Here is a 23,875-nt window from a genome sequence, read left to right as displayed (position 1 = left end):
GCCCGCGTAAGATTGGTTAGTGCAATTTTCCCTGTGGCTGGCCCTTGCCGGGGCCGGCGTCCTGATCAGTTTCACCCCGGGGGCCGGGGCCATCAACACCATGAGCAACTCGCTCAACGCGGGCTTCCGCCGCTCCATATGGGGAATCCTGGGCCAACAAGCGGCCCTCGTAGTGCACGTCCTTATCGTGGCCCTGGGCGTTGGCGTGCTGGTGGCAAGCTCCCCCATCGCCTTCAACGTGATCCGCTATGCCGGCGCCGCCTACCTGGTGTACCTGGGCATCCGCCAGTTCCTCAGCAAGCCTACGGCCCAGCAAGAGCAGGCGGCTGCCCTCCGCAACGAGCCCACGTGGTCCATCTTCCGGCGTGGCTTTTGGGTCAACCTGCTGAACCCCAAGGCAATTGTCTTCTTCCTTGCCTTCACGCCGCAGTTCATCCGGCCGGACCAACCCCTGTTCACCCAGTACGCCATCCTCACGGCCACCATTGTGGCCATCGACATCCTGGTGATGTGGTTCTTCTTTGCCGCGGCCGCGCGTTCGTTCCAGCGCTTTACCAGCACCGAGCAAGGCCAACTGGTGCTCAGCAGGGTCTTCGGCGTCCTGTTCGTAGCCGTAGGCATCCTGCTGGCCCTGATCCACTGACGAGCGCCTTTCCCGGTCCGCCACCAGCGTGGTATATACCCATTTCCCGTGCGGTAATGCATCTTTACAAGCTTGTAAAACAATGTGAACAGGCGGGTAGCCAAGAGGGTTCGCCAGCGCGCATGCTTAGTTCCATGAACTCAACGTCGAGCGCATATCGCGTGATCACCGTCTGCACGGGCAACATCTGCCGGTCTCCCATGGCCGAGCTTATGCTCGAGGCAGCCTTGGAACGCGAAGGCCTTGACGGACTGGTGGAGGTGGACTCCGCCGGCATCACCGGTTACGAGGCCGGCCGGCCCATTGACCCCCGCGCGGCCCGCCGCCTTGCGGTGACCCAACTGGCCTCGGAGCATCATGTGGCGCGCGAGTGGGAGCCTGAGTGGTTCCGCGAGCGCGACCTGATCCTGGCCCTGGACATTGACCACTACGCCTGGCTGACTGAAGCCGCGCCGGACCAGGAAGCGCTGGACAAAATCCGGATGCTCCGCAGTTTTGATCCGGCCATGGCGGAACGTGACCGCCTGGATCAGGGCATCGAGGATCCCTGGTACGGCGGGCACGCGGATTTCGACGCCGTGTGGCATCAAATCCACGCCGCCCTGCCGGGGCTTGTCGGGCACATCAAGGCAGCGGTCCTGCAGAACACCCAACTCCAACCGCACTAGGGGCCATCGCGGTCCAGGAAAAGGCCGTGCAATCCGGCAGCGCCAAGAGTATTTTGAGCTGCATGGATGCCCGCCCCCGCCCATCCGGCACGTACGCCCGGCTCCTTGCCGCATTGGAAGAGGCACGGTCCGTGGATGGGGCAGTCAAGGGCATCGAACCCTTTGCGTCCCGCCTGATGGCGCGGGACAGAATCCGGGCGTTTGTCCGCGGTGACACCAAGGGCATCCCCTTGCATGTCATCCTCACTGACGGCCCGTTCGGCGCCTGGTGGTCAGCAGTGTTCCTGGACCTTTTCCACGGCGAGGACTCCCGCAGTTCCGCCCGGCGGCTGGTGGGCCTCGGTGTTGCCGCCGCCGTCCCCACCGCCCTTTCCGGCTGGGCCTCATGGTCCGAAAAGGACATCGCCCTCAAACGTGTAGGGATTGTGCATGCTGCCGCCAACGCCGCCGCCACCGCTGTCTATGCGGCGTCCTGGACAGCCAGGTCACGTGGCCGTCACGAGCTGGGCGTCGGCCTGGCGAGGGCGGGAGCGGTACTGCTGCTGGTGAGCGGATTCCTTGGCGGCCACCTAAGCAGCGGCCGCCATGCCTCACGGTCCGTCCCTTCCGTCGAATGACGGGACGCAAAGGCACCGGGCACACGGAAAACGGTACGCTCTAGTCCATGAGCCCAGCCCCCGTCATCATCGCCGTCGACGGGCGCTCCGGCGCAGGGAAGACCACCCTCGCCGTCGAACTCGCGGCACGGCTCCGCGCCCACCGCAAGGTCTCGCTGTTCCACCTGGAGGACATCTACCCCGGCTGGGACGGACTGGCCGCGGGCATCGAACGCTATGTCACCACGGTCCTCACACCGTTGAGCCGTGGCGAGGCTGCCGCCTGGACCAGCTGGGACTGGGAGAACCATTACGACGGCGATGCCCGGGTGACGCTGCCCGCGGAGATCGTCATCGTGGAGGGCGTAGGGGCCGCCGCGGAAGCCGCCCGCCCCCTGATTGACGCGGTGGTTTGGGCCGAGTCACCGGACGATGTCCGCCGGACCCGGGCGCTGGACCGGGACGGGGCAACCTTTGAACCGCATTGGGACCGCTGGGCTGCGCAGGAGGATGAATGGCTGGGACGCGACGACGTGCCCGGACACGCTGACCTCCGCGTCCAGAACCTGGCAGACGGATCGGCCCCGTCCGACGTGCTGCAACTCCTCCCCTACCTGCCCGCCCTGGCACCTACCTTGGCGCCCGAACTGTCTGCCCGCCTCGGCCTGCGGCTCCACGCCGAGCGGGTGGATGCCGCGCCGGACGCGCCTGCACTGTTCCAGTCGCTGTATGGAGCATCGGCCAACGCCGTGTGGCTGGACTCTTCGAACGCGGGTACAGGTGGTTACGACGCCTCGGACCCGGCAGAGCGGACTGCCGCCGGACGCAGCCGGTTCAGCATCATGGCGGACGACGGCGGCACGTTCGGACAGTCCGTCACGCACCGTTCGGGCGTAAGCCGGATCAGCGCCGGCTCGTGCACCGCGAAAGTCCCGGGTCCGTTCTTCCGCTGGCTGGATAGCGTCTGGGGGCGTCGGGCGGTGCGCACTCCGGAGGGCTACCCCGGCGAATTCACGCTGGGCTGGCTGGGCTGCCTGGGCTATGAGTTGAAGCGCGAAACGGGCGGCAGCGATGTTTCCGCACCCACCCCGGACGCCGCCTTGATTTTCGCCGGGCGGGCCGTGGTCCTGGACCACGCCGAAGGTGCCGCCTGGCTCCTGGCGCTGGAAGCACCCGATGCCGGCGAGTGGCTGGCCCGGACGCGGGCGGCCGTGCAAACCGCCGCGGCTGTGGCAGGTCCAACCGCAGAAGCCGGCGGCAGCACCGGCGTCGTACCGTCCCCACCGCCTGCCTTCCGCAGCCGGGACACCGGCGCCGGGTACCGGGAAAAGATCGCCGCCGCCCAGCACGAAATTGCCCAGGGAAACACCTACGAGGTGTGCCTGACCACCACGCTCGAAGCCCGCATTCCGGCCGGCTCGCTGGACCCGTGGTCCACGTACCTGGCACTGCGCCGCAGGAACCCGGCACCGTTTGCCAGCTACCTCCGGCTGGGAGACGTGGCCGTGGCCAGCACCTCCCCGGAACGGTTCCTGAAGATAGCGTCCGACGGCGGCATGCGCGCCGAGCCGATCAAGGGCACCCGCCGCCGGGCTGCCGATCCGGAGGAGGACAGCCGGCTGCGCACGGACCTGGCCACCTCCCTGAAGGACCGGGCAGAGAACATCATGATCGTGGACCTGCTGCGCAACGACCTCAGCCACTTTGCCGAACCCGGCTCCGTTACGGTCAGCCGGCTTTGCGCGATCGAAAGCTACGCCACAGTCCACCAGATGGTCAGCACCATCGACGCGCAGCTCCTCCCGGGGGCACCCAGGGCAGAAGCGGTGGCGGCGTGTTTCCCGGCAGGCTCCATGACCGGCGCCCCCAAGATCAGTACCATGGCCATCCTGGACCGGCTGGAGGCGGGGCCACGGGGCCTCTACTCCGGCGCCATCGGCTACTTTTCGCTCAACGGGGCGGCCGACCTCGCCGTCGCCATCCGGACGCTGGCGCTCAACACGGCAGGGGACGGGACTGTGGAACTCTCTCTCGGCGTCGGCGGCGCCATCACCTCGGACTCCGTTCCGGACGAGGAATATGAGGAGATCCGCACCAAGGCCTACGGCGTGCTCTCTACCCTGGGCGCAACCTTCCCCGAAGCCTGACACCGGATCGCGGACCGCCCGCCTTTGCCACCGGCACCCGGCCGACCATCCAAACTGCGGACGCCGGTTTAGGAGGACGATGCAGGGGGTAGGGCCTCAAAGCGTCAGCTGAACCGCTCAAGCCATGCGGCGGACTCCAAGGCGCTTTATCGAGTTAGGTTTGCCGCGTGACGGACTCCTCCCAACCCCGCACCACCAGCAAGCAGGGACCGCGCAGCTTCAAATACGTCCTCATGCTTGGCGCCTTGGCCGCGCTTCCGGCACTCACCACGGACATGTACCTGCCCTCCCTGCCTGCCGTGGAAGCCGACCTCCACACTACCCAAACCGCGGCCCAGCTGACATTGTCCGGAACCCTGGTCGGGGCAGGGTTTGGCCAGCTGGTGATCGGCCCGTTCTCGGACCGGTTCGGGCGGCGGCTTCCCCTCATCATCGGCATTACCCTGCACGTGGCCATCTCGCTGCTGTGCTCCATGACCCCAAACATCGAAACGCTGACGGGGCTGCGCGTGCTGCAGGGCTTCTTCAACGCGGCGGCCGCGGTGGTGGCACTCGCGGTGATCCGTGACCGCTTTGTCGGCTCGGCTGCCGCCCAGCTGCTCTCCCGGTTAATGCTGGTGATCGGCGTGGCGCCGCTCCTTGCCCCCACCGTGGGCCAGGCCATCGCCGGGGCCTGGAACTGGCGTGCGGTCTTCTACGCGCTGGCGCTTATCGGGGTGGTCCTGGTGGCAATCGTCCTGAGATTCATGCCGGAGACGCTGCCGGAGGACCGGCGCAGTCCCGGCCACCCCAAGCATGTTGCCCGGGCCTACTGGGCGCTGCTGCGGGACAGGCATTTCATGGCGCTGGCCGTCATTCCCGGCCTGGGGCTGGCCCTGATCATGAGCTACGTGGTGGGGTCGCCCTTCGTCTTCCAAAACGAATACGGCCTCACCGCCCAGCAGTTCGCCCTGGTCTTCGCCGTCAACGGCGCCGCGCTTGTCCTGTCGGCCCAGCTCAACGCCGCCCTGGTCAAGAAATTCCCGCCGGTCCGCCTCCTGCGCACCGCACTGCTGGTCCAGCTGGTCCTGGCCCTGCTGCTGCTCGTGGTGGTGGCAACGGGTGCCGGCGGAGCGTTCGGGGCAATCGCAGGCCTCTGGCTGGTGCTGTCGATGCAGGGCATGGTCCCGGCGAACGCCTCCGTCCTGGCACTGCACAATTACGGCCACATGGCGGGAACCGCGGCAGCGGTCATCGGCGCCCTGCAGTCCGGGGTGGCCGGACTCGTCAGCCCTCTGGTAGGGGTCCTGGGCGGAAACTCGCTGTCGATGGTCAGCGTCATGATCGGCAGCTGCGCCCTGGCGGTGACGGTGCTTGCCGTAGGAACTCCCGCCTACCGCAAGGGCGGTTGGGCGGAACACGCAGGGCGCGACGACGGCCAGCGGGTCAATGCCGACGACTAGCTTTACCGCACCGCGCCTTTACTGAAAGGTGCCCTTACTGAACCGTGGCCTTACTGAACCGTCGCCGTCAGCCGGGCCACGTTGTCCACGTACCGTGCGGGCAGCGGCCGGGTGACCCAGTCCGCCAGCTTCAGCTCGTGGGAGATGTCCCGGTAGGTGTCCTCCACTGCCCGCATCTTGTTCACAATGTCCTCGCCCAGGAGCATCACGGAGACCTCAAGGTTCAGCGAGAACGAGCGCATGTCCATGTTGCTGGATCCCAGGACGGCCACTTCGTCGTCGATGGTGAAGTGCTTGGCGTGCAGCACGAACGGGGCCTTGTACAGGTAGATGCGCACGCCGGCTTCGAGGAGGGCCTCGTAGTAGGAGCGCTGCGCGTGGTGGACCAGGAACTGGTCGCCCTTCTCGGACACGAACAGTTCCACGTCAACGCCCCGCTGGGCCGCCGTGGTGATGGCGTACAGGAGTGAATCGTCCGGAACGAAGTAGGGGCTGCAGATGGAGATCCGGTGCTGCGCCGAGTAAATGAGGGTGTTGAACAGCCGCAGGTTGTTCTCGGTAATGAAACCCGGGCCGCTGGGCACCACCTGGGCGGTGATGCCACCGGGATGCGGATCCGAGGGAAGCTGCAGCTGGTGTTCCAGTGATTCGTCGGTTTCGCTCAGCCAGTCGGTGGCGAACACGACATTCAGGGTGGTCACGATCGGTCCGCGCAGGCACGCCATCAGTTCCACCCATTCACGGCCTGCTTTGCGGTGGCGGGGGTTGTTGTAGGAGGGCTCGATCAGGTTCTGCGACCCCGTGAACGCGATTTCGCCGTCCACCACCATGATCTTGCGGTGGTTGCGGAGGTCCGGGCGGCGCCATTGGCCATGGATGGGCAGCAGGGGAAGCATCCGCTTCCACTGGATCTTGCCCGCCTTGAGCCGCTTCAACAGCTTCTTGTAGCCCTTGATGCGCAGTGTGCCGATGTGGTCGAACAGGAGCCGCACTTCAACGCCGCGTTCGGCAGCTTCCTCCAGGGCGGTGAGCAGATCATTGGTGACGTGGTCCGAGCTCATGATGTAGAACTCGGCGTTGACGAACTTCTTCGCCTTCCGCACAGCCTTCGTCATTTCCAGGATGGAGTCCGGGTACCCGGGAATGAGGTCCACGGTGTTGCCGTCCACCATGGGCAGCGACCCCAACGTGCGGTTGAGTTCAGCGGCGGACTTGACCCACTCCGGTCCCGGGTAGTCGCTTTCGACGTCCGAGAGGGCGGTGATGCCGGACTGCACCCGGTCGTTGACCAGCTGCTGCTGGGCGCGCCGCCGCCTCGACAACTGGAAGTTGCCGAACAGCAGGAACAGGACGATGCCAACGAAAGGAATGAAGAAAATCCCCAGCAGCCAGGCCATGGCCGTGGTGGGGCGCCGGTTGCCGGGAATGATGCCCAGGGCCAGGACCCTGATGGCCAGGTCTATGAAGCCCAGGAGCACCACTACCCACGTGGGCGCGGTGCCGGCAAGCGAAAAAGGCCACAACACGTCTATAACTCCCGGGAGGTTTGGGCTCCGGAGGACGATTTCCGGCCGGGGCACTCTGCCCAGCTTATCCGCGGTGCCGCACTAAGCTGGTGCCATGACCTCTCCAGCCCCAGTGGTTCTCCTTTTCCTCGATCCCGCATTCCCTGACGGCAGGGCGGCCGATGCCTCCCAACCCCAGCTGCTGGTCACGGATCTTGGGGTTACCAGGGGCGACGGCGTCTTCGAAACCATGCTGGCGGTGGGCGGGTCGGTGCGGAAAATGCAGGCCCACCTGGACCGGCTGGCAGGCTCCGCCGCGGCGCTGGACCTGGTAATCCCGGACCAGGACGCGTGGCGCCGTGCCATTGCCGCTGCCGTGGCCCGGCACCGGTCAGAGAACCCGCCCACCGACCCTGCCGCCGATGAGCTGGTGGTCAAGCTGGTGGTGACCCGCGGCGTGGAGGGCGCCCCCGCGCCCACGGCCTGGGTACAGGCATCGCCCGCCGGAGCCGCGGGCCGGCGGCAGCGCGAAACGGGCATCGACGTTATCCTCCTTGACCGCGGCTACGACAGTGACGTGGCCGAGCGGGCACCCTGGCTGCTCCTGGGGGCCAAGACGCTTTCCTACGCCGTCAACATGGCAGCCCTCCGCTACGCGCACAAGCAGGGCGCGGACGACGTCATCTTCCTGTCCTCCGACGGCCGCGTCCTGGAGGGCCCCACGTCCACGGTGCTGCTGGCGCATGCGGGAAAGTCCGACGACGGCACACAGGTGAAGCGCCTCATCACACCCCAGTTGGACAGCGGCATCCTCCCGGGAACCTCCCAGGGTGCTCTTTTCGCCGCTGCGAAGGCGGCAGGCTGGGAGCTGGGCTACGGCCCGCTGGAGCCACAGGACCTCCTGGACGCGGATGCGGTCTGGCTGATCTCCAGCGTCCGCCTGCTTGCCCCTGTGAACACGATCGACGGGAAGCAGATCGGCAGCCCGTCAGTCCAGAAGGAACTGACTGCCGAGCTGAGCGCACTTTTCGCCGGTATCCACTAGGCCCTGCAACAGGCGCTTAATCCCTTTTCCCGCTCCCGCATCACCCGTAAGGTGTGGACCATGGACTCGCGAAACCTGCCGATCGAAAACCTGTCCTTCGACGACTGCTGGGAACTGCTCGACAATGACACGGTGGGCCGGCTGGCCATCGTGGTTGACGGGCATCCGGAAATCTTCCCTGTGAACTACGTGGTGCACCTGCGCAGCATCGTCTTCCGCACGGCCCCGGGCTCCAAGCTTTGGGGCGCCAGGATGGAACGGCCGGCGGCACTGGAAATCGACGGCTACGACCCCTCAACGGAACAGGCCTGGAGCGTAGTACTCCGGGGCGACACGGAAATCATCGAGGACCAGGCCGTCCGGGATGCAGTGGACGGACTTGGCCTGGAGCCGTGGCAGCCCGGCGAGAAGGCCAACTATGTCAGGCTGAACGGCAAAGCGTTGACGGGCCGCAGGTTCCAGGTGAACCGGCCGGATGTCTGGAACACCCGCGTCCAGGACCGGCGGCGCGCGTCATTCGAATAGCAGCTCTCAGCGTCAGGCGCCGGAACGTGCCACGGGCCGTGAAAGCTGTGCCTCCAGCCCGGAGAGCAGGATGGTGAGCCCCTGGTCAAGCTCCATGCCGCCGTCGTACTCCGCGAGGGCCGGCGCCAGGGCACGCAGCCTGGGAAACTCCTTGGCGGGCAGGCGGTGGAGTCCCAGCCGCAGCAGCACCTCGTTTTCTTCCGGGTCCACCACGTACTCCTGCAGCTCGTTGAGGATGTGGCCATAGAGGAAGCCATAGTAGGCGCGGTAGACGTGGAGCGCATCCGCAGGCTCGAATCCTGCCGCCACCAGCAGGGACAGGATCTGCTCCAGTGGCCGCAGCGTGCCCAGCGGCCGTAGTCCCAGCGGCGTGGACAGGGGCCGCGTTACCAGCAGTGGCACAACGTTGGGGTGCTGGAGTGCCAGCCGGCGCAGGTCGTGTGCAAGGACCCGCAGCTGTGCTTTCCAGTCCGGGTCCCCGGCATTGATTGACAGCTGGTCGAGGACAAGCTCCGCCACGCCATCGAGCAGGGCGGCGCGGTTTTCGGCGTAGCGGTAGAGGCTCATGGGGTCCCTGCCAAGTTCCTGCCCCAAACAGCGCATGGTCAGCGCGTCCAGTCCTTCGGCGTCAACCAGCTCCAGGGCTTTGGCCAGCACGATGTCCCTGCTCAGCCGCGCTTTGGGCTGGCCGGGCCGGGAAATTTTGGCGGAAGCCATCGAAAAATCCTCACTGCCGGCCGCGGTCCTGGGAGGCGCCGGGCCGGTTGCCTCTTATCTGGTCTACGGGTAAAGTCTACAGTGTAGACAAGCGGTGAGAGCGCTGTCACCCCTCAGCCTTAGCTGGGGATGCACTATATAACCCCGATCGCCCCGTGCAGGGGATCGTGGTTTGCTGTTGTAGCCACACGGCAGCGCCGAGCACTTAGCGAAGGGAGCCGTCATGGCTAACTCGCAGTTCGATCTGTTCCTCCACGAAGCAACCTATTCCGACCATGTATCCGATTCCAGCCTGAACCGCGACCGCCTTTACGGGCTGTACACCAGCTGGTGCGTGATCAATCAGCAGCCGCTCGGAAGCGAATCCACTTTTTGGTCAGCCATGAAACACAGGATCAACCCCGGGCACAACGGACTCCGCATGAAGGGCCCAGCCGCCGCAGACTATATCCTCGCCAGCTATCCGGGGCTTGTCTAACGTCCTTGGGTCCATCCGGGCACGGGCAACCCGCCTGCTCATGAACAAAGACATGCTGTGGCACTTCGGTGCCACGGCATTTTTCATGCCCTGGGCCATCACGGGAAACTCAGCGGTTGCACCCGCAGGCCCTGTCCGGACTAGGTGGGAATGATCCGGAAGAGGAACCTGGTGCGCACCATCACCCACAGCAGCGCCAGGACCACGGCGTAGGCCGCGGTGTTGAGGAAGATGCTTTGCTGCTGCAGCGCCGGAATATTGGCTACGACGGCGATCAGCAGCACATGCATGATGAACACGTACAGCGTGGCCCGGCCCAGCGGGATCAGGAACCAGCCAAGGGCCCGCTGCACCGGCTTCCAGTAGGCGCTGAGGAATGCGTAGGCCGCCACCACCAAAACCATGACATTGAGCAGGCGGCCGGGAGCCAGGTATGTGCGGCCAAAGAGTGCGTCGTACATGCTGCGGTATGCCGCGTCCGGCATGAGCGCCAGGCGGACGTCGTAGTTGTTGGCCAGGTAGGGATTCCCCCAGGACAGGAAGGCCAGCGCGAACGCCGCCGCGGTGCAGGCAATCACCACCCAGGTGTGCCTGGACAGCCAGGCAACGATGGCACGGCGGTAGTAGCCGGCAACCAACCCCAGCACAAACAGCACCTGCCACACCAGCAAGGGGAAGGAATCCTCGAACTGCGACGGCAGGACGCGGAACCTGGTCACTGTACCCACCGCGTATACGGCCAGGGTCACCGCCAACACCCAGACCGCCTTTCCACGGTTCAGCGCCGCCAGGATGAGCGGGCTGACGAGCAAAAGCACCACGTAGAGGCCCATGACGTTGAACTGCCACGGCCCGAACTGCAGCAGGATGATGGCCGGCAGCACCTGGGGCGGCACGGGGAACTGGAACAGCGAGGACATGCCCGCATAGAGGTCGTAGGTCCGGCCGGCACCATTGTGCCCGGCACCCCCGGTCCCCTGGTCCACGAACGTGGTCAGCGCCTCGGTGTGGAAGAACGGGAGCAGGGACAGCAGGAAGACGCCGATCAGCACGGCGAGCGCCGTCAGGTAGAGCTTGCCTGCGCGGCGTGACGTGAGGTCCACAACCCGCCCGAAGTCCTCCTTGGCTTTGGGCCCGTACACCATGCCCACCACCAGGCCGGAGAACAGGACGAACAGCTCTGCGCCTGACACAAAGCCCACGGCCTCCTGCGTGAGCAGCTGGAACAGCGAGGCCATACCCAGGTGGTTGACCACCACAAAGACGATGGCCATCCCGCGCAACAGGTCAACGCGCGAGTCCCTGGTGGAAGGGTCCTGGTAGCTCCAGGCCGTGGCTGCGGTGATCCTGCGCGGAACCTGCCACAGGGCCACCAGGAGGATGGCCATGGCGGCGGCAACAGTCCAGGCAGCAGGCCCGGAGAGGGTGTTGGCGCGGACATAGGTGGTGGGTGCCGCATCGGTGACAGGGCCGGTCACCATCGGCGAGGCCTTCAGCCGGTCCGCCGCCGCTTTGGCAATCTCCGGGCTTCCAGTGAGCAGCCAGCTGATGCTCGCCACACCGGTGTCCCTGGTACTGGTGCGCTCATCCCACACGACGGCGGCCGTGCGTGCGAACTCCGGGGAGGTGGCAGTTGCCACCACCTGGTCCCACCAGCCGGTTTTGATGTCGACTTCGGGCGCCCCGCCGGTTGACGGGCTGTAAAACGCCGAGGTCTGCAGGAGGAAGGGCTTCCGGTGCCCCTCGGCGTAGGTGCCATAGAAGTTTTCGCCACCGGACGCCGTCAGCATCTCCTGGAGCTCGCCGGCGCGGGGCACAGTGTTGACGGCGGCCCCGCCGGCCGTGTCGTCATGGTAGGCGGACAGACCCACCCAGTCCACGGCGTCGTCGCCGGGGTAGTACGGTGCGTAGGCGCTGTCACTTCCGTTCCAGGTCCCGTCCCCGTTCGTGTCCAGCAAGGCGAACCCCTCGCTTCCCGGCTGCGGCGCATTCCGGTTCCGGTCAAAGGGGTAGTCCTTGCCCAGGTAAGGTGCCCACACCATGGCGACCCGGCCGCCGTCGTCCTTCTTGAATGCCTTGGACACCGCCTGGAAAGCCTGCCGGTAGGCGGCGGGCTGCTGGCCCCAGCCCACCCAGCTGGTGTTCATGTCAGGAGCGAACCGGACCAGCAACTGCCCCTTGAACCCGGAGGTGAGGACCTGCACCTGCTGGGCGAAGGCTTCGGCCTCGCTGGTGCCGAGCTGGTCCAGCGGCACCGACGGCTTCACCGTGAGCAGGGCATGTGCACCTTTGGCTGCGGCCTGCTGCAGGAAGCCGTCGATGTCGTTCCGTTCCGAATCGCGGAAAGGAAAGGTGATGTCGTGGCCGAAGACGGCGGGGCTGGCGCCCAGCCGGTCGCTGAAGCCTGCGGCGGTGTCCTCGCCCCACTCAAGCACAGCACCCAGCCACGGCTTGCCCTTGTCCGGTTCCGCCGGGGCCGCCTGCGCCGGACCTGCCGGCGCCAGCACGGCCAGGAAGGCGATAACGATGGTTGCCAGATAGGCGACGGCGGAACGCGTACGGTTCCGCCACTTGGCGTGGTGGTGCGATGTGACTGCCCGCATGTTGCAAGGACCCCCCGGTACTCATTGCTGTGGAGACGGGGCTGCGCCCCCGGTAAGACTTTATCGGGCGGGCGGCCTTCGCGTGTCGCCTGGGCGCCCGGCGAATTACGGAACGTGACGACGGCGGCCGTGCGGCTTGGGAGGAGAGGTGTTACGTTTTTGGGGAGTAATGAGTACCGGCGCCAAGCCCTGACTGGCCGGTCGGCAACCCTCCCTTTCGCGGCGGGGTGCCTCAGGTGAATACTCGGCATATCGACCCATTCGAGCTGCAAGCGTGAGAGAAGGAGATCCGTCGTGTCCGACGCACCCGCCCCTGATGAGAGACTGTCCTACCGCCTGATTACCGGCGCGGACAACCGTGAATTCTGCGAGCGGATCTCCGCTGCACTCGCCGACGGGTACGTGCTGCACGGCAGTCCCGCAGCCACCTTCAACGGCACCACCGTCATCGTGGCGCAGGCCATCGTCCTTCCGGCCGCCATCGCCTCGGCGGATGCCGCCGTGGCCACTGCCGTGGACGAGCTTGAGGGCGAGTTCGACGGCGAGGGCCACGCATGAGCTACGCCGGAGACCTGACGCCGCAGGAAGCCTGGACCAAGCTGGAGCAGGGTGCCGTCCTGGTGGATGTCCGCACCGAGGGCGAATGGGCCCACATCGGCATCCCTGACACCAAGGCCACGGACAACGACCCCCTGTTCATCCAGTGGACCTTCCCCGGCGGTATCCCCAACCCGGACTTCATCAAGGACCTGACGGACCAGGCACCGGAGGACCCGCACACGGAACTGGTGTTCCTGTGCCGCTCCGGCAAGCGCTCCATCGCTGCGGCCACCGCCGCCACCCAGGCAGGTTTTACCGCCTACAGCGTCCTTGAGGGCTTCGAGGGCGATCCCGACCGCTTCGGCGAGCGGACCGTCAATGGCTGGAAGAACCGCGGCCTGCCCACCAACCTCGGAAAGAACTAAGTGAGCTTCAACCAAGACGCCCCCGGCTGGAACCCTGATACGCAGGCCGTCCGCGGCGGGCTGGACCGCAGCAACTTCCAGGAAACGTCGGAGGCCATCTTCCTCAACTCCGGCTTCGTCTACGAATCCGCGGCGGCCGCCGAACGTGCATTTACCGGCGAAGACGAGCGCTTTGTCTACTCCCGCTACGGCAACCCGTCCGTGGCCACCTTCCAGGAACGGCTCCGGCTGCTGGAAGGCACCGAAGCATGCTTCGCGACGGCCTCTGGCATGTCCGCGGTGTTCACGGCCCTGGGTGCCCTGCTGGCAGCGGGCGACCGGGTGGTGGCCGCACGCTCGCTGTTCGGTTCCTGCTTCGTGGTCCTGAACGAGATCCTGCCCCGGTGGGGTGTGGAGACGGTGTTCGTGGACGGCCCGGACCTGGACCAGTGGCGCGAAGCGCTCTCCAAGCCCACCACGGCCGTCTTCTTCGAATCCCCGTCCAACCCCATGCAGGAAATCGTGGACATCGCCGCGGTCAGCGAACTGGCGCACGCCGCCGGGGCCACCGTAGTGGCAGACAATGTCTTTGCCACTCCCCTGCTGCAGCGCTGCGGTGATCTTGGGGCGGACGTCATCGTCTACTCGGGCACCAAGCACATCGACGGCCAGGGCCGGGTGATGGGCGGTGCCATCCTGGGCACCAAGGAGTTCATCGAGGGCCCCGTGAAGCAGCTGATGCGCCACACCGGCCCCGCACTTTCCCCGTTCAACGCCTGGGTGCTGACCAAGGGCCTGGAAACCATGGGCCTGCGCGTCAACCACTCCTCCGCCACGGCCCTCCGGCTTGCCGAGTGGCTGGAGGAGCAGCCGGCCGTGAGCTGGGTGAAGTATCCGCTGCTGAAGTCGCACCCGCAGTATGGGCTGGCGGCGAAGCAGATGAGCGCCGGCGGGACGGTCCTTACCTTGGAGCTTGCTCCTTCGGGTGGGCGCTCCGGCAAGGAGGCTGCCTTCGCGCTGCTGGACGGGCTGCGGATCATCGACATCTCCAACAACCTGGGCGATTCCAAGTCCCTGATCACCCATCCCGCCACCACCACCCACCGCGCCATGGGGCCGGAAGGACGGGCGGCCATTGGGCTTAGCGATGGCGTGGTCCGCCTCTCCGTGGGCCTTGAGGACCCGGACGACCTCATCCGCGACCTGGAGCAGGCCCTGAAGCAGATCTAGGTTGTCGACGCGCTTTCCCGTTTTCGCGGCGCAGATTCCCGGGCGCGGCTTAAATGCGGGCCGCGAAAGGGAACCAGCGCGTCGAAAAGGAAGCTGCGGGTCGCGGACTGGCAAGCCACGGGCTGCCGGTCAGGACTGGCGGACCCGCAGCAGCTCGGGCACGGCCTCGACATCCGAGAGGTCAAGGGCATCGCGCATGGTGACCCTGGCAGCGTGCTTGACCACCGCACCGAAACCCATGTCATCGGGCTGCGCCACCAGGGCTTTCTCGCGCACACGGCGCTGTTCGGCGGCCCCTGTTCCGCGGGCAATGATGTCCTCCACACCCTGCCGGGCCAAAGCCAGCTCTCCCTGTTCCTGCAGGACTGGAGCCAGGTAATCCACCAGCGAACGCGCCACATCCGCGGCCGGGGCGGGGCGGAAGTTGCCGAAGTCCAGGAGCTCGCCGCTGAGCCCTTCGCTGCTGCCCTGCCAGGAAGCCATCCGCAGCAGGACCGTGGGAACGGGTGCAGGATCAACGTCCTCACGCCACTCCCTGCCGGCGGATTCCACCAGTGCCCGGACCAGCACGGCAATGAGGGCGGCGTCCTCCGCCCTTAGGCAGACGTCCGCCACCCGCACCTCAACCGTGGGGTGGTTGCGGGACAGCCGTGCGTCAAAGTAGAGCATTCCCTCGTCCAGCATCACACCGGTATCCAGCAGCCGGGTCACCACCCTTCGGTAGGCAGGGTAGGTGCCGTAGATGCCTGCCGGCCCAGCCGTGGGCCATCGGTTCCAGGCCTGGGTCCGGTAGCTTTCGAACCCGGTGGGCACGCCGTTCCAGAACGGTGAATTGGCGCTCAGCGCCGTCAGCACGGCCAGCTTGTCCCGGATGCGGTCCAGGACGGCCACGCCTTCGTCCGGCGATTCGATGTAGGTGTGCACGTGGAAGCCGCAGGTCAGCTGCTCCTGGGCAGTGAGGCCAAAGCGTTCCAGCATCCTGGCGTAGCGCGGGTCCGGGGTTGTGTGGCTCGGGGACGCCACCGGCGAGGTGGCGAGGGCCGCCACCCTGGCACCGTGCTTCCGGGCCGCCTGGTCCGCAAGGGCACGGCCGGCGCGGATCTGTTCCAGGAGGCTGCCGTAATCCAGGCACGGCCGGGTCTGCGTCTCGATCTGCTCAAGCTTCAGCTCGGCACTCAGGCCCAACTCGTCGTCGTGATCCCCGCGGGTCCCGGCGTGATGGGTGTCCGGGTCCAGGGGGAGATCGTCCGCCGCAACGCGATGGCTGGCCAGGAGGGCGTCAGCCAGCGCAAGCGGTTCTCCGGACTCCGGATCAACGATCAGGAGTTCTTCCTCTACGCCGAACGTACGCATACGAACATTCTGCGGCAGCGCCGGGGCATTGGAACTGTCACACGCGGTTCATGACGAACCGTGAATGCCTAGTCCTGGAAGTACTCCACCTTGGCGCCGATGGTGTTCAATCGCTCCGCCAGGTCCTCGTAGCCGCGTTCAATCACGTAGATGTTCCGCAGTTCGGAGACACCGCGGGCGGCAAGCATGGCCAGCAGCAGGCAGGCCGCCGGACGGAGTGCGGGCGGGCAGCCCACCTCGGCGGCCCGCCACTTGGTGGGCCCGTTGACGTAGATCCGGTGCGGGTCCAGGAGCTGCACCTGCGCGCCGAGCCGGTTCAGCTCCGTCAGGTAGATTGCCCGGTTTTCGTAGACCCAGTCGTGGATCATGGTCTGTCCGTGGGCGTTCGCCGCAATGACGGCAAAGAACGGCAGGTTGTCGATGTTCAGCCCGGGGAAGGGCATGGGGTGGATCTTGTCCTCTGGGGCACGCAGCTCGGAGGGTTTGGTGGTGACGTCCACCAGGCGGGTGCGGCCGTTGCGGGCCATGTATTCGCCCGAAACCTCAAGCTTCTGCCCCATTTGACCCAGGGTGGCCAGCTCGATTTCCATGAACTCGATGGGAACGCGCCGGACTGTGACTTCGGAGTTGGTGACGATGCCGGCCGTGATCAGGCTCATGGCCTCGATGGGATCCTCGGAGGGGAAGTACTCGATGTCGGCGTCGATTTCGGGCCGGCCGGTGATCTTCAGGGTGGTGGTGCCCACGCCCTCGATGGTGACGCCGAGCATCTGCAGGTAGAAGCAGAGGTCCTGGACCATGTAGTTGGGGCTGGCGTTGCGGATCACGGTTGTTCCCGGCCGGTGCGCCGCCGCCATGATCGCATTCTCGGTGACGGTGTCGCCCCGCTCGGTGAGGACGAAGGAGCGGTCGCGGGTGTCGGCAGGGGGCGCCTGGACGGTGTAGAAACCGGCCGTGGCTTCCACCGAGAGGCCGAACTCGCGCAGGGCCTGCATGTGGGGCTCCACCGTGCGCGTGCCCAGGTCACAGCCGCCGGCGTAGGGCAGCCGGTATTCCCGCGACTCGTCCAGCATGGGGCCGAGCAGCATGATGACGCTGCGGGTCCTGCGGGCCGCGTCCACGTCCATCGCTTCCAGGTCCAGGACGGCGGGACGACGCAGGCGCAGGTCCGTGTCATTGAGCCAGGTGCATTCCACGCCGATGCTGGTCAGCACCTCGACAATGCGGTTGACTTCCTCGATGCGGGCCAGCCGGCGGAGCACGGTGGTGCCGCGGTTGATCAGGCTGGCGCAGAGCAGGGCGACGCCGGCGTTCTTGCTGCTGTTCACGTCTACGGCCCCGGACAGCGTGCGGCCGCCCTCCACCCGGAGGTGGGTCATCTGCGGCTTGCCCACGTTGACGATGCTGCGGTCGAAGATGTTTTCCAGCCGCTGGATCATTTTCAGGCTGAGGTTCTGCTTGCCCTGCTCCATCCTGGCCACGGCACTCTGGCTGGTGCCGAGTTCGGCGGCCAACTGGCCTTGGGTCCACCCCTTCTCGCTCCGGGCGTCCCTCAGCATGGCGGCAACGTGTTCAGCGGTTTCCTGCGTCATACGGCGAATATATCATAAATGAGCTATCGGGCCTGCTTTGCCCCTACTCAACGGCTCGCACGGGGGCTACGGAACGGGTGTACCCACTGGATGCGATAGGAAAGCCTACCTAGCGCTGGGGGCGTGGGCTCAGCTCCCCAGCCACACCATGTTCCAGGTACCGGCGGTGACAGCCGCAAAGAGGGCCAGCCCGGCCACCACCACCCCGCCGGCCACCACTCCGAGATCCAGCAGGCTGAAGGTGGATTCCCGCGCCCACGTCCGCGTGGCGCCGCCAAAGCCCCGCGCTTCCATGGTCACGGCAAGCCTCGACGCGCGCCGGATGGCCTGCACCAGGAGCCCGAAGCTTTGCCCCAGCGTGGCCTTCACCCGCTGGCCCAGGCTGCCGCGTGAACCAACGCCCCGGGCACGCCGTGCCATGCCGATCGTCTGCCACTCCTCGGCCATGAGCCCCACCAGCCGCATCGCGGCGAGGGTTCCCAGGACGAACCGGTGCGGCAGGCGTGCCTTCTGCCCCAGGGCATCGGCCAGGTCCGTGGGATCGGTACAGCTCATCAGAAGCACCGCCGGAAGGGCGATGGCAAAGCCGCGCAGCAAAAAGCCGATCCCCAGCTGGAGGGAGCCTTCGCTCATGGTCCAGAGGCCGGCGTCGAGCAGGATCCTGCCACTGTCCGGGGCCAGGATGGAGGTGCTCCAGCCGCCTATCGCGGCCGCGAGGATCAACGGCCAGCCGCGCTGCCACAACAGGGAGAGAGTGAGCCCGGCCAGGGGAAACAGCAGAAGCTCAAAGACCAGTGCCACGGATGCCGAAACCCAGTCGATGGACAGGGCAAGGACGGCCGTGATGAGCAGGACCGCCGCAAATTTGCTGAGCGGGTTGGCGCGGGCCAGCAGCGCGCGGTTACCGCTGAGGGTGAGTTGCTGCCTCATGGCGCCACCTCTGCCGCAGCCGCCATGCGCAGCTCCTCGCCGCCCAGCGCCTCCGTAAATTCGGCGTCGTGGGTCACGGAAACCACCGCCGTCCCGGCGTCAAGCAGCTCAGACAGGAACGACGCCAGCTCTGCCCACGTGTTGGCATCCTGCCCGAAGGTGGGCTCGTCAAGGACCAGGACCTGGGGGCTGGCGGCAAGGACGGTGGCCACGGACAGCCGCCGCTTTTCACCCCCGGAGAGCGTGTAGGGGTTGGCGTCCACCAGTTGGGTGAGCCGCAGCCGCTCCAGCAGCTCGTCAACCCGGTCCTCACCGTGGCCCAGGTGCCGGGGACCAAAGCGCAGCTCATCCAGCACCTTGCCGGTGACGAACTGGTGCTCAGGCTCCTGGAACACCGTCCCCACGCGCGAAATCAACTGCTCGGCCTTCCACCGGAACGGGTCGATGCCGGCACCGCGGCCGAGATCCAGGGTGGCGGAGACCTTTCCGGATACCGGTTCCAGGAGGCCGGCGAGGGTCAGCGCGAACGTGGACTTGCCGGCGCCGTTGGGACCGGTGATGGCCAGGGCTTGGCCGGCGCGGACCTGCGCGGCCACGCCTTCCTGGACCGGTACCGGCGGAATTTTGCGGAAGCCTTGGCGGCGCGGACGCTCCCGGGAAACGCCCAGTTGTTCCGCGGCCAGCAGCAAGTTACCCGTTCCCGCGGCCGGCACGGCAGAGCGGGCACGGGTGGCCGGGACGTACCCGGGGACCCAGACTCCTGCGGCGGCGAGCATGGTCCGCGCCTCGCTGAGCACCCGGTCCGGTGGCCCGTCCAGGAGCACGGCAGGTTCGGTTGACGAACCGGGCTGCAGGACCACGATCCGGTCCACCAGGTCCTTCCACACGGACACGCGGTGCTCCACCACCACCAGCGTGGCTCCGGTCTTGTCCAGGCAGCGCGCCACGGCGTCGCGGACCTCCAGCACGCCGTCCGGGTCCAGGTTGGCGGTGGGCTCGTCCAGCAGGATCAGCCCCGGGCGCATGGCCAGGATCCCAGCGAGCGCCAGGCGCTGCTTTTGCCCGCCGGACAAGGCCGACGTCGGGTGGTCCAGCGGGAGGTGGGACAGTCCGACGTCGGCAAGCGCCTCGTGCACGCGCGCCCAGATGGCCTCGCGGGGCACGGCGAGGTTCTCGGCGCCGAAGGCGACGTCGTCCCCCACCCGCGATAGGACCACCTGCGTCTCCGGGTCCTGCTGCATCAGCCCGGCGCGGCCGCGCTGGGACCTGGGCACGGCGCCGTCAACCAGCAGCGAACCGGACTCGTCGGCGTCGCCTGCCTCGCCGTCGTCGTCGATGTCTCCCAGCACGCCGGCCAGCGCATGCAGGAGCGTCGACTTTCCGGCGCCCGAGGGGCCAAGCAGCAGCACCCGCTCGCCGGGGGTGATGCCCAGGTCAAGGGCATGGACGGCAGGCTTGGCCCTGCCAGCGTGCCGCCAGCCCCAGCCGCGGGCGGTGACGGCGGCTGGGCGCACGGCGCCGGCTGCTCCCTGGGAGGGTGCCATCAGGAGAAGACTGGCTCCGTGGCAGCCTTGCGGGAGGCGAAGGAGCTCAGCACGCCAGTGCGGGCCAGGCCACGGGTGGCGAGCCAGGACAGGCCGCCGGCCAGGACCGCGCCGGAGATGGTGGTGAGGACGATGTAGGCGAACTTGTCCGCGCCCGAGTAGGCGATGTTCCAGCCCCACGGCGCAAACGAGTCGTTCAGGCCGCAGAAGAAGCCGGCCGCGGCGCCCGCCAACAGGGAGACGGGCAGGTTGAACTTCCGGTAAACGAAGACGGCGAAGATGATCTCCGCACCCAGGCCCTGGATGAACCCGGAGAACAGCACCGAGGCGCCGTACTGGGAGCCCATGAGCAGCTCGCCGGTGGCGGCCACGGTTTCGCAGAACAGGGCCGCGCCCGGCTTGCGGATGATGAGCATGCCCAGCACGCCCGGAATCATCCATCCGCCGGCCAGCAGCCCGGTGAGGGGTGGGTAGGCGGCGTTCATGGGGGCCGACAACGCTGCCGCGCCCTGGTCCCACGCCCAGAAGATGACGCCGCCGGCGATGGCCACCAGCGCGGCCACCACGATATCCACGACGCGCCAGGACCTGCTGGTGGTCTTCTTGATTGCTGCAGTGCTCATGTGATCCTCCTGGGAAACAGGAGGGGAAAGTGGACCCGGCTGACGGCCCGTTGCCGTGCAGCCGCGACACTTTGAGAACTCGACTCCCTTGCGCCGGTACTAACCGGATCAGGTTCGAGGGTCTGCGGCTGTCCGCACTCTCAGCGCCCACCTGCGGTGCCCGGCTTGTGCCAGGATGCCCGACGGCGGCGCTCCCCTGTCGTTTTTAGTGTTGCTTTTTGGTTTGGGTAAGGCTTTTGGTTGCCCTTCCGGGCGTGGTCCAGTTTACACCGGGCGGGGCTGCATTGAGGGCTGCCGGCGCCAATCGGACCGGATGTGACCGGCCGTGCGCGACGGCGTGGAGCATGGAGGCCGGCGCGCTTAGCTTTTATTAGTAATCATGCTTACTATGTAGTCTCCCGGGTTTCGAGGAGGACGGGCATGGGACTCACCATGGGCGGCCCTGCGTTCGTTCCCGTCAGCAGCGCGGCAGACCAAGGAGCCCCATGAGAATCCCGGAAACCAGAGGACCCGTCAGCAGCGCATTGTTCGAGGTCCTGGCGCAGGCTCCGGGCACCGCCGGGCCGGGCTTGGACGGGCTGTACTCCCTGGTGGCGCGGCAGCTGGCCGGCACCGGCGACATCATTGCCGACGAGGACATCCAACTCGCGCTGTTCTGCCTTTACGAACTCCATTACTCCGGCCTGGACGGCGTTTCGGACCACTGGGAGTGGGAGCCGTCGCTGATCAGGGTCCGCCGGCTGATCGAGGAACCGTTCGAAGCGGCACTGCGCGCTGCCGCGCACCAGGCCGCCGGGAACTTCGAACTGCCCGGCGGGGTTGCCATGACCAGCGACGCCGTTGCCGACGTCCTCTTCGGCCTGGCCGCCACGGACACTGGTCCCAGCGTGTCCCGCTACGTGGCCAGGAAAGCCACGCTGGACCAGCTCAAGGAGTTCCTGGTCCACAAATCCATGTACCAGCTGAAGGAAGCCGATCCGCACACCTGGGCCATTCCGCGGCTCAGCGGCCGCCCCAAGGCGGCCCTGGTGGAAATCCAGGCGGACGAATACGGCGGCGGGCGGCCTGAGCGGATGCACAGCGCGCTGTTCGCCCGGACCATGCGCGGTCTGGGCCTGGACGACAGCTACGGCGCCTACGTGGACGCCGTCCCCGCGATGTCCCTGGCCTCCGTCAACCTCATGTCGCTCTGCGGTTTGAACCGGCGGCTCCGCGGCGCCATCACCGGGCACCTGGCAATCTACGAAATGACGTCCTCCCAACCCAACCGCTTCTACGGCAACGGATTCCGCCGGCACGGCTTCGGCCCGGACGTCACGCACTACTTTGACGAGCACGTGGAGGCCGACGCCGTCCACGAACAGATCGCGGGACGCGACCTTGCCGGCGGCCTGGTGGAGGCTGAACCTCAACTGCTTGCCGACGTGCTGTTCGGGGCCACGGCCGTCATGGCCATCGACAGCCGCATTTCCGCCCACCTGATGTCGTCCTGGGAAGCTGGGCAGACGTCACTCCGGGCGGCGGCGTGACAGGCGCCGCCGCGGCAGGTGCGCCCGCGGTAAGGGAGGTGGGGCCCCACCTGGTCACTGACGCGGAGTACATCCTTCCCCTGCGCTGGACAGAGGACTCGGGCCTGGCAGAGCTGACGGACTACCTCCGCCACCTTGCGGGCTGGATCCCCGTCGCCGTGGTGGACGGCTCGGACCCCCACTTCTTTGACCGCCACCGTGCCGCGTTTCCCGCAGCGGTCCGCCACATCCGGCCGGACTGCATAGCCCTTGACGGGCGGGCCAGTAACGGCAAGGTTGCAGGCGTCATGGCCGGCCTGCGCACCTCAGGCGCGTCCTTCCTTGTCATCGCCGACGACGACGTCCGTTACACGCGCGAGGCCCTCACCGCCGTCGTCCATTACCTGAAGTCCGCTGACGTGGTGCGGCCGCAGAACTACTTCGTGCCCCTCCCCTGGCACGGCCGGTGGGATACGGCCCGGACCTTGGTCAACCGCGCCTGGTCTGCCGACTACCCGGGAACGCTCGGTGTGCGCCGCGACGCGCTGCTGGCCACCGGCGGCTATGCGGGTGTCCTGTTCGAAAACCTTGAGCTCATCAGGACCATCAAGGCCGCCGGCGGGAGGGAGCGGATCCTTCCGGACCTGTTCGTGGCCCGCAGGCCGCCCACTGCCCGGCACTTCCTGCGCCAGCGCGTGCGCCAGGCCTACGACGGCTTCGCGCAGCCGCGACGGCTGGCCGCCGAGCTCGCCCTGCTGCCGGCAGCGGCAGCAGGATTTTTCCTTCCAGGCCAGGTGCGGGGAATGGCCCTGGGCGGACTCTCCGCGGCGGCCGTCGCCTTTGCAGAAATCGGACGACGGCGGCACAACGGGACCGCCGTCTTCCCCGCCTCGGCAGCATGGTGCGCTCCGCTTTGGGCACTTGAACGGGCCGTCTGCGCCTGGCTGGCCCTCGGGTTCAGGTGGCGGGGCGGCATCCCCTACGCGGGCAGCAGGATCAGGACGGCGGCGCACTCCGAGGCGGAGCTCCGGCGGCGCCACGGGGGCAGGCTCCAGGGCGTCACAGGCAGAGGCGTCCCCGGCAAAGCAGGAACAACAACGATGGATGCGGTGCAGGCATGAACCTTGAACAGCATGGAACAGGAGCCGACGTGGACCAGGTAAATGCGGAGCAGGACCCTGCCAGTTCGATCGTGGTCTGCCCGGACGGGCCCCTCATTGTCCGGGGTGAGTTTGAGATCGTCACCCCGTCCGGTGCTGCCGTGCCCCGGGACCGGAAGACGGTGGCCTTGTGCCGTTGCGGGGCGTCCGCCATCAAGCCGTACTGCGACGGCACGCACAAGATGATCAAGTTCCGCACCGAGCCCCCGGCCGCCTAGTCAGCCAGCGGGTTAGTCAGACCACCAAGCCGCACCAGCCCGGCCACGCCCTTGCCCCGACTCTTGCCGGGACGGCGGTGGGTGTGCGGCTAGGCTGGAGGCAGTCCGTTTTCCGTCCGCAAGGAGTAATAGGAATGAACCTTCTCATCAAGCTGCTCGGGACCGGGGTGAGCCTCGGCGCAGGCCTGGCCGGCACCAAGCTGGTCAACACCATCTGGGAAAAGACCACCGGACAGAAGCCGCCCACCGGCAAGCACGAGGACGTCCCCACCAGCCTGCGTTCGGCGTTGACCTTTGCGCTGATCTCGGCGTCGGTCAGCGCCATCATCCAGGTCCTGGCCAACCGCGGCACCCAGCGCGCCATCGCCCGGTTCGCCAAGACCCAGGACATCGTCTAGCTCTTC

23 protein-coding genes and 2 riboswitches are annotated in these 23,875 nt (G+C 67.0%); of the genes, 15 read left to right on the top strand and 8 right to left on the bottom strand.

Annotation, left to right across the window (positions count from 1 at the left end):
* Nucleotides 1–19 precede the first annotated feature (19 nt).
* The 5 genes from FBY30_RS07870 (at nt 20) to FBY30_RS07850 (ending at nt 5,496) form a co-directional block, all read left to right on the top strand.
* Entirely contained in the window at nt 20–643 is a 624-nt protein-coding gene (locus FBY30_RS07870) for a LysE family transporter (RefSeq protein ID WP_142132363.1), read from the top strand.
* 134 nt (nt 644–777) lie between these two features.
* The gene (locus FBY30_RS07865; protein WP_142132362.1) at nt 778–1,311 is read left to right on the top strand and encodes a low molecular weight protein-tyrosine-phosphatase; all 534 of its coding nucleotides are present in this window, start codon (nt 778–780) and stop codon (nt 1,309–1,311) included.
* A 62-nt stretch (nt 1,312–1,373) separates the two neighbouring features.
* Entirely contained in the window at nt 1,374–1,928 is a 555-nt protein-coding gene (locus FBY30_RS07860; RefSeq protein WP_142132361.1) for a hypothetical protein, read from the top strand.
* A 47-nt stretch (nt 1,929–1,975) separates the two neighbouring features.
* The gene (gene pabB / locus FBY30_RS07855) at nt 1,976–4,054 is read left to right on the top strand and encodes an aminodeoxychorismate synthase component I (RefSeq protein ID WP_142132360.1); all 2,079 of its coding nucleotides are present in this window, start codon (nt 1,976–1,978) and stop codon (nt 4,052–4,054) included.
* 167 nt (nt 4,055–4,221) lie between these two features.
* Nucleotides 4,222–5,496 (top strand): multidrug effflux MFS transporter, encoded by a 1,275-nt coding sequence (locus tag FBY30_RS07850; RefSeq protein ID WP_142132359.1) that lies wholly within the window; start codon nt 4,222–4,224, stop codon nt 5,494–5,496.
* A 50-nt stretch (nt 5,497–5,546) separates the two neighbouring features.
* Here FBY30_RS07850 and cls read toward each other — a convergent pair whose 3' ends face one another.
* Nucleotides 5,547–7,022, bottom strand: coding sequence for a cardiolipin synthase (cls, locus tag FBY30_RS07845; protein WP_442858273.1), 1,476 nt, complete (start codon nt 7,020–7,022; stop codon nt 5,547–5,549).
* 94 nt (nt 7,023–7,116) lie between these two features.
* On the opposite strand from cls, the gene FBY30_RS07840 reads away from it, so the two are divergent.
* Both FBY30_RS07840 and FBY30_RS07835 read left to right on the top strand, forming a co-directional pair.
* Nucleotides 7,117–8,046 (top strand): aminodeoxychorismate lyase, encoded by a 930-nt coding sequence (locus tag FBY30_RS07840; RefSeq protein ID WP_142132358.1) that lies wholly within the window; start codon nt 7,117–7,119, stop codon nt 8,044–8,046.
* A 60-nt stretch (nt 8,047–8,106) separates the two neighbouring features.
* Nucleotides 8,107–8,571, top strand: coding sequence for a pyridoxamine 5'-phosphate oxidase family protein (locus FBY30_RS07835; protein ID WP_142132357.1), 465 nt, complete (start codon nt 8,107–8,109; stop codon nt 8,569–8,571).
* A 12-nt stretch (nt 8,572–8,583) separates the two neighbouring features.
* Here the strand turns inward: FBY30_RS07835 and FBY30_RS07830 are convergent, their stop codons facing one another.
* A complete protein-coding gene (locus FBY30_RS07830; protein ID WP_142132356.1) occupies nt 8,584–9,288 on the bottom strand; it encodes a TetR/AcrR family transcriptional regulator C-terminal domain-containing protein in 705 nt (234 codons plus the stop codon).
* Between the two features lie 223 nt (nt 9,289–9,511).
* Here FBY30_RS07830 and FBY30_RS07825 point away from each other — a divergent pair, with 223 nt between their 5' ends.
* On the top strand, nt 9,512–9,766 hold the full coding sequence (locus FBY30_RS07825; protein ID WP_142132355.1) for a hypothetical protein: 255 nt from the start codon (nt 9,512–9,514) through the stop codon (nt 9,764–9,766).
* Between the two features lie 140 nt (nt 9,767–9,906).
* Here FBY30_RS07825 and opgC read toward each other — a convergent pair whose 3' ends face one another.
* Nucleotides 9,907–12,369, bottom strand: coding sequence for an OpgC domain-containing protein (gene opgC, locus FBY30_RS07820; protein ID WP_142132354.1), 2,463 nt, complete (start codon nt 12,367–12,369; stop codon nt 9,907–9,909).
* Nucleotides 12,370–12,534: 165 nt separating this feature from the next.
* Nucleotides 12,535–12,650, top strand: a riboswitch (SAM riboswitch).
* Between the two features lie 13 nt (nt 12,651–12,663).
* Between opgC and FBY30_RS07815 the strand changes: the two genes are divergently transcribed.
* Genes FBY30_RS07815 through FBY30_RS07805 form a run of 3 tightly spaced genes read left to right on the top strand, consistent with a single transcriptional unit; the run spans nt 12,664 to nt 14,543 of the window.
* Nucleotides 12,664–12,927, top strand: coding sequence for a DUF1737 domain-containing protein (locus FBY30_RS07815; protein ID WP_142132353.1), 264 nt, complete (start codon nt 12,664–12,666; stop codon nt 12,925–12,927).
* Complete coding sequence (locus FBY30_RS07810) at nt 12,924–13,334, top strand: rhodanese-like domain-containing protein (RefSeq protein WP_142132352.1); 411 nt, start codon at nt 12,924–12,926, stop codon at nt 13,332–13,334. The genes FBY30_RS07815 and FBY30_RS07810 overlap by 4 nt, the downstream gene beginning before the upstream one ends.
* Complete coding sequence (locus FBY30_RS07805; RefSeq protein WP_142132351.1) at nt 13,335–14,543, top strand: O-succinylhomoserine sulfhydrylase; 1,209 nt, start codon at nt 13,335–13,337, stop codon at nt 14,541–14,543.
* A 129-nt stretch (nt 14,544–14,672) separates the two neighbouring features.
* Here the strand turns inward: FBY30_RS07805 and FBY30_RS07800 are convergent, their stop codons facing one another.
* The 5 genes from FBY30_RS07800 to FBY30_RS07780 all read right to left on the bottom strand — a co-directional run bounded on the left by FBY30_RS07800 (nt 14,673) and on the right by FBY30_RS07780 (nt 20,585).
* Nucleotides 14,673–15,896 carry a glutamate--cysteine ligase 2 gene (locus FBY30_RS07800; protein WP_142132350.1) on the bottom strand — a complete coding sequence of 408 codons (1,224 nt, stop codon included), beginning with the start codon at nt 15,894–15,896 and terminating at the stop codon, nt 14,673–14,675.
* Between the two features lie 68 nt (nt 15,897–15,964).
* The gene (locus FBY30_RS07795; RefSeq protein WP_142132349.1) at nt 15,965–17,488 is read right to left on the bottom strand and encodes a UDP-N-acetylglucosamine 1-carboxyvinyltransferase; all 1,524 of its coding nucleotides are present in this window, start codon (nt 17,486–17,488) and stop codon (nt 15,965–15,967) included.
* Nucleotides 17,489–17,617: 129 nt separating this feature from the next.
* The gene (locus tag FBY30_RS07790) at nt 17,618–18,418 is read right to left on the bottom strand and encodes an energy-coupling factor transporter transmembrane component T family protein (RefSeq protein ID WP_142132348.1); all 801 of its coding nucleotides are present in this window, start codon (nt 18,416–18,418) and stop codon (nt 17,618–17,620) included.
* Nucleotides 18,415–19,962 carry an ABC transporter ATP-binding protein gene (locus FBY30_RS07785; protein WP_142132347.1) on the bottom strand — a complete coding sequence of 516 codons (1,548 nt, stop codon included), beginning with the start codon at nt 19,960–19,962 and terminating at the stop codon, nt 18,415–18,417. The genes FBY30_RS07790 and FBY30_RS07785 overlap by 4 nt, the downstream gene beginning before the upstream one ends.
* Nucleotides 19,962–20,585 (bottom strand): ECF transporter S component, encoded by a 624-nt coding sequence (locus FBY30_RS07780; RefSeq protein ID WP_142132346.1) that lies wholly within the window; start codon nt 20,583–20,585, stop codon nt 19,962–19,964. Before FBY30_RS07780 ends, FBY30_RS07785 begins: the two co-directional genes overlap by 1 nt.
* Before the next feature lie 67 nt (nt 20,586–20,652).
* A riboswitch (TPP riboswitch) is annotated at nt 20,653–20,793 on the bottom strand.
* A 277-nt stretch (nt 20,794–21,070) separates the two neighbouring features.
* Between FBY30_RS07780 and FBY30_RS07775 the strand changes: the two genes are divergently transcribed.
* The 4 genes from FBY30_RS07775 (at nt 21,071) to FBY30_RS07760 (ending at nt 23,869) form a co-directional block, all read left to right on the top strand.
* A complete protein-coding gene (locus tag FBY30_RS07775) occupies nt 21,071–22,114 on the top strand; it encodes an iron-containing redox enzyme family protein (RefSeq protein WP_142132345.1) in 1,044 nt (347 codons plus the stop codon).
* Nucleotides 22,111–23,214: a glycosyltransferase gene (locus tag FBY30_RS07770; RefSeq protein WP_235009375.1), complete on the top strand. Its 1,104-nt coding sequence runs from the start codon at nt 22,111–22,113 to the stop codon at nt 23,212–23,214. Before FBY30_RS07775 ends, FBY30_RS07770 begins: the two co-directional genes overlap by 4 nt.
* Nucleotides 23,211–23,471, top strand: a complete 261-nt coding sequence (locus tag FBY30_RS07765; RefSeq protein ID WP_142132344.1) for a CDGSH iron-sulfur domain-containing protein — start codon at nt 23,211–23,213, stop codon at nt 23,469–23,471. The genes FBY30_RS07770 and FBY30_RS07765 overlap by 4 nt, the downstream gene beginning before the upstream one ends.
* A 134-nt stretch (nt 23,472–23,605) precedes the next feature.
* On the top strand, nt 23,606–23,869 hold the full coding sequence (locus tag FBY30_RS07760) for a DUF4235 domain-containing protein (RefSeq protein ID WP_142132343.1): 264 nt from the start codon (nt 23,606–23,608) through the stop codon (nt 23,867–23,869).
* The last annotated feature ends 6 nt before the right edge of the window (nt 23,870–23,875 follow it).

The organism is Arthrobacter sp. SLBN-83, assembly GCF_006715285.1.
Classification (GTDB): Bacteria; Actinomycetota; Actinomycetes; order Actinomycetales; family Micrococcaceae; genus Arthrobacter.
The sequence above is the reverse complement of the archived record's forward strand: the minus strand, read 5'-3'. Positions and strand labels throughout refer to the sequence as shown.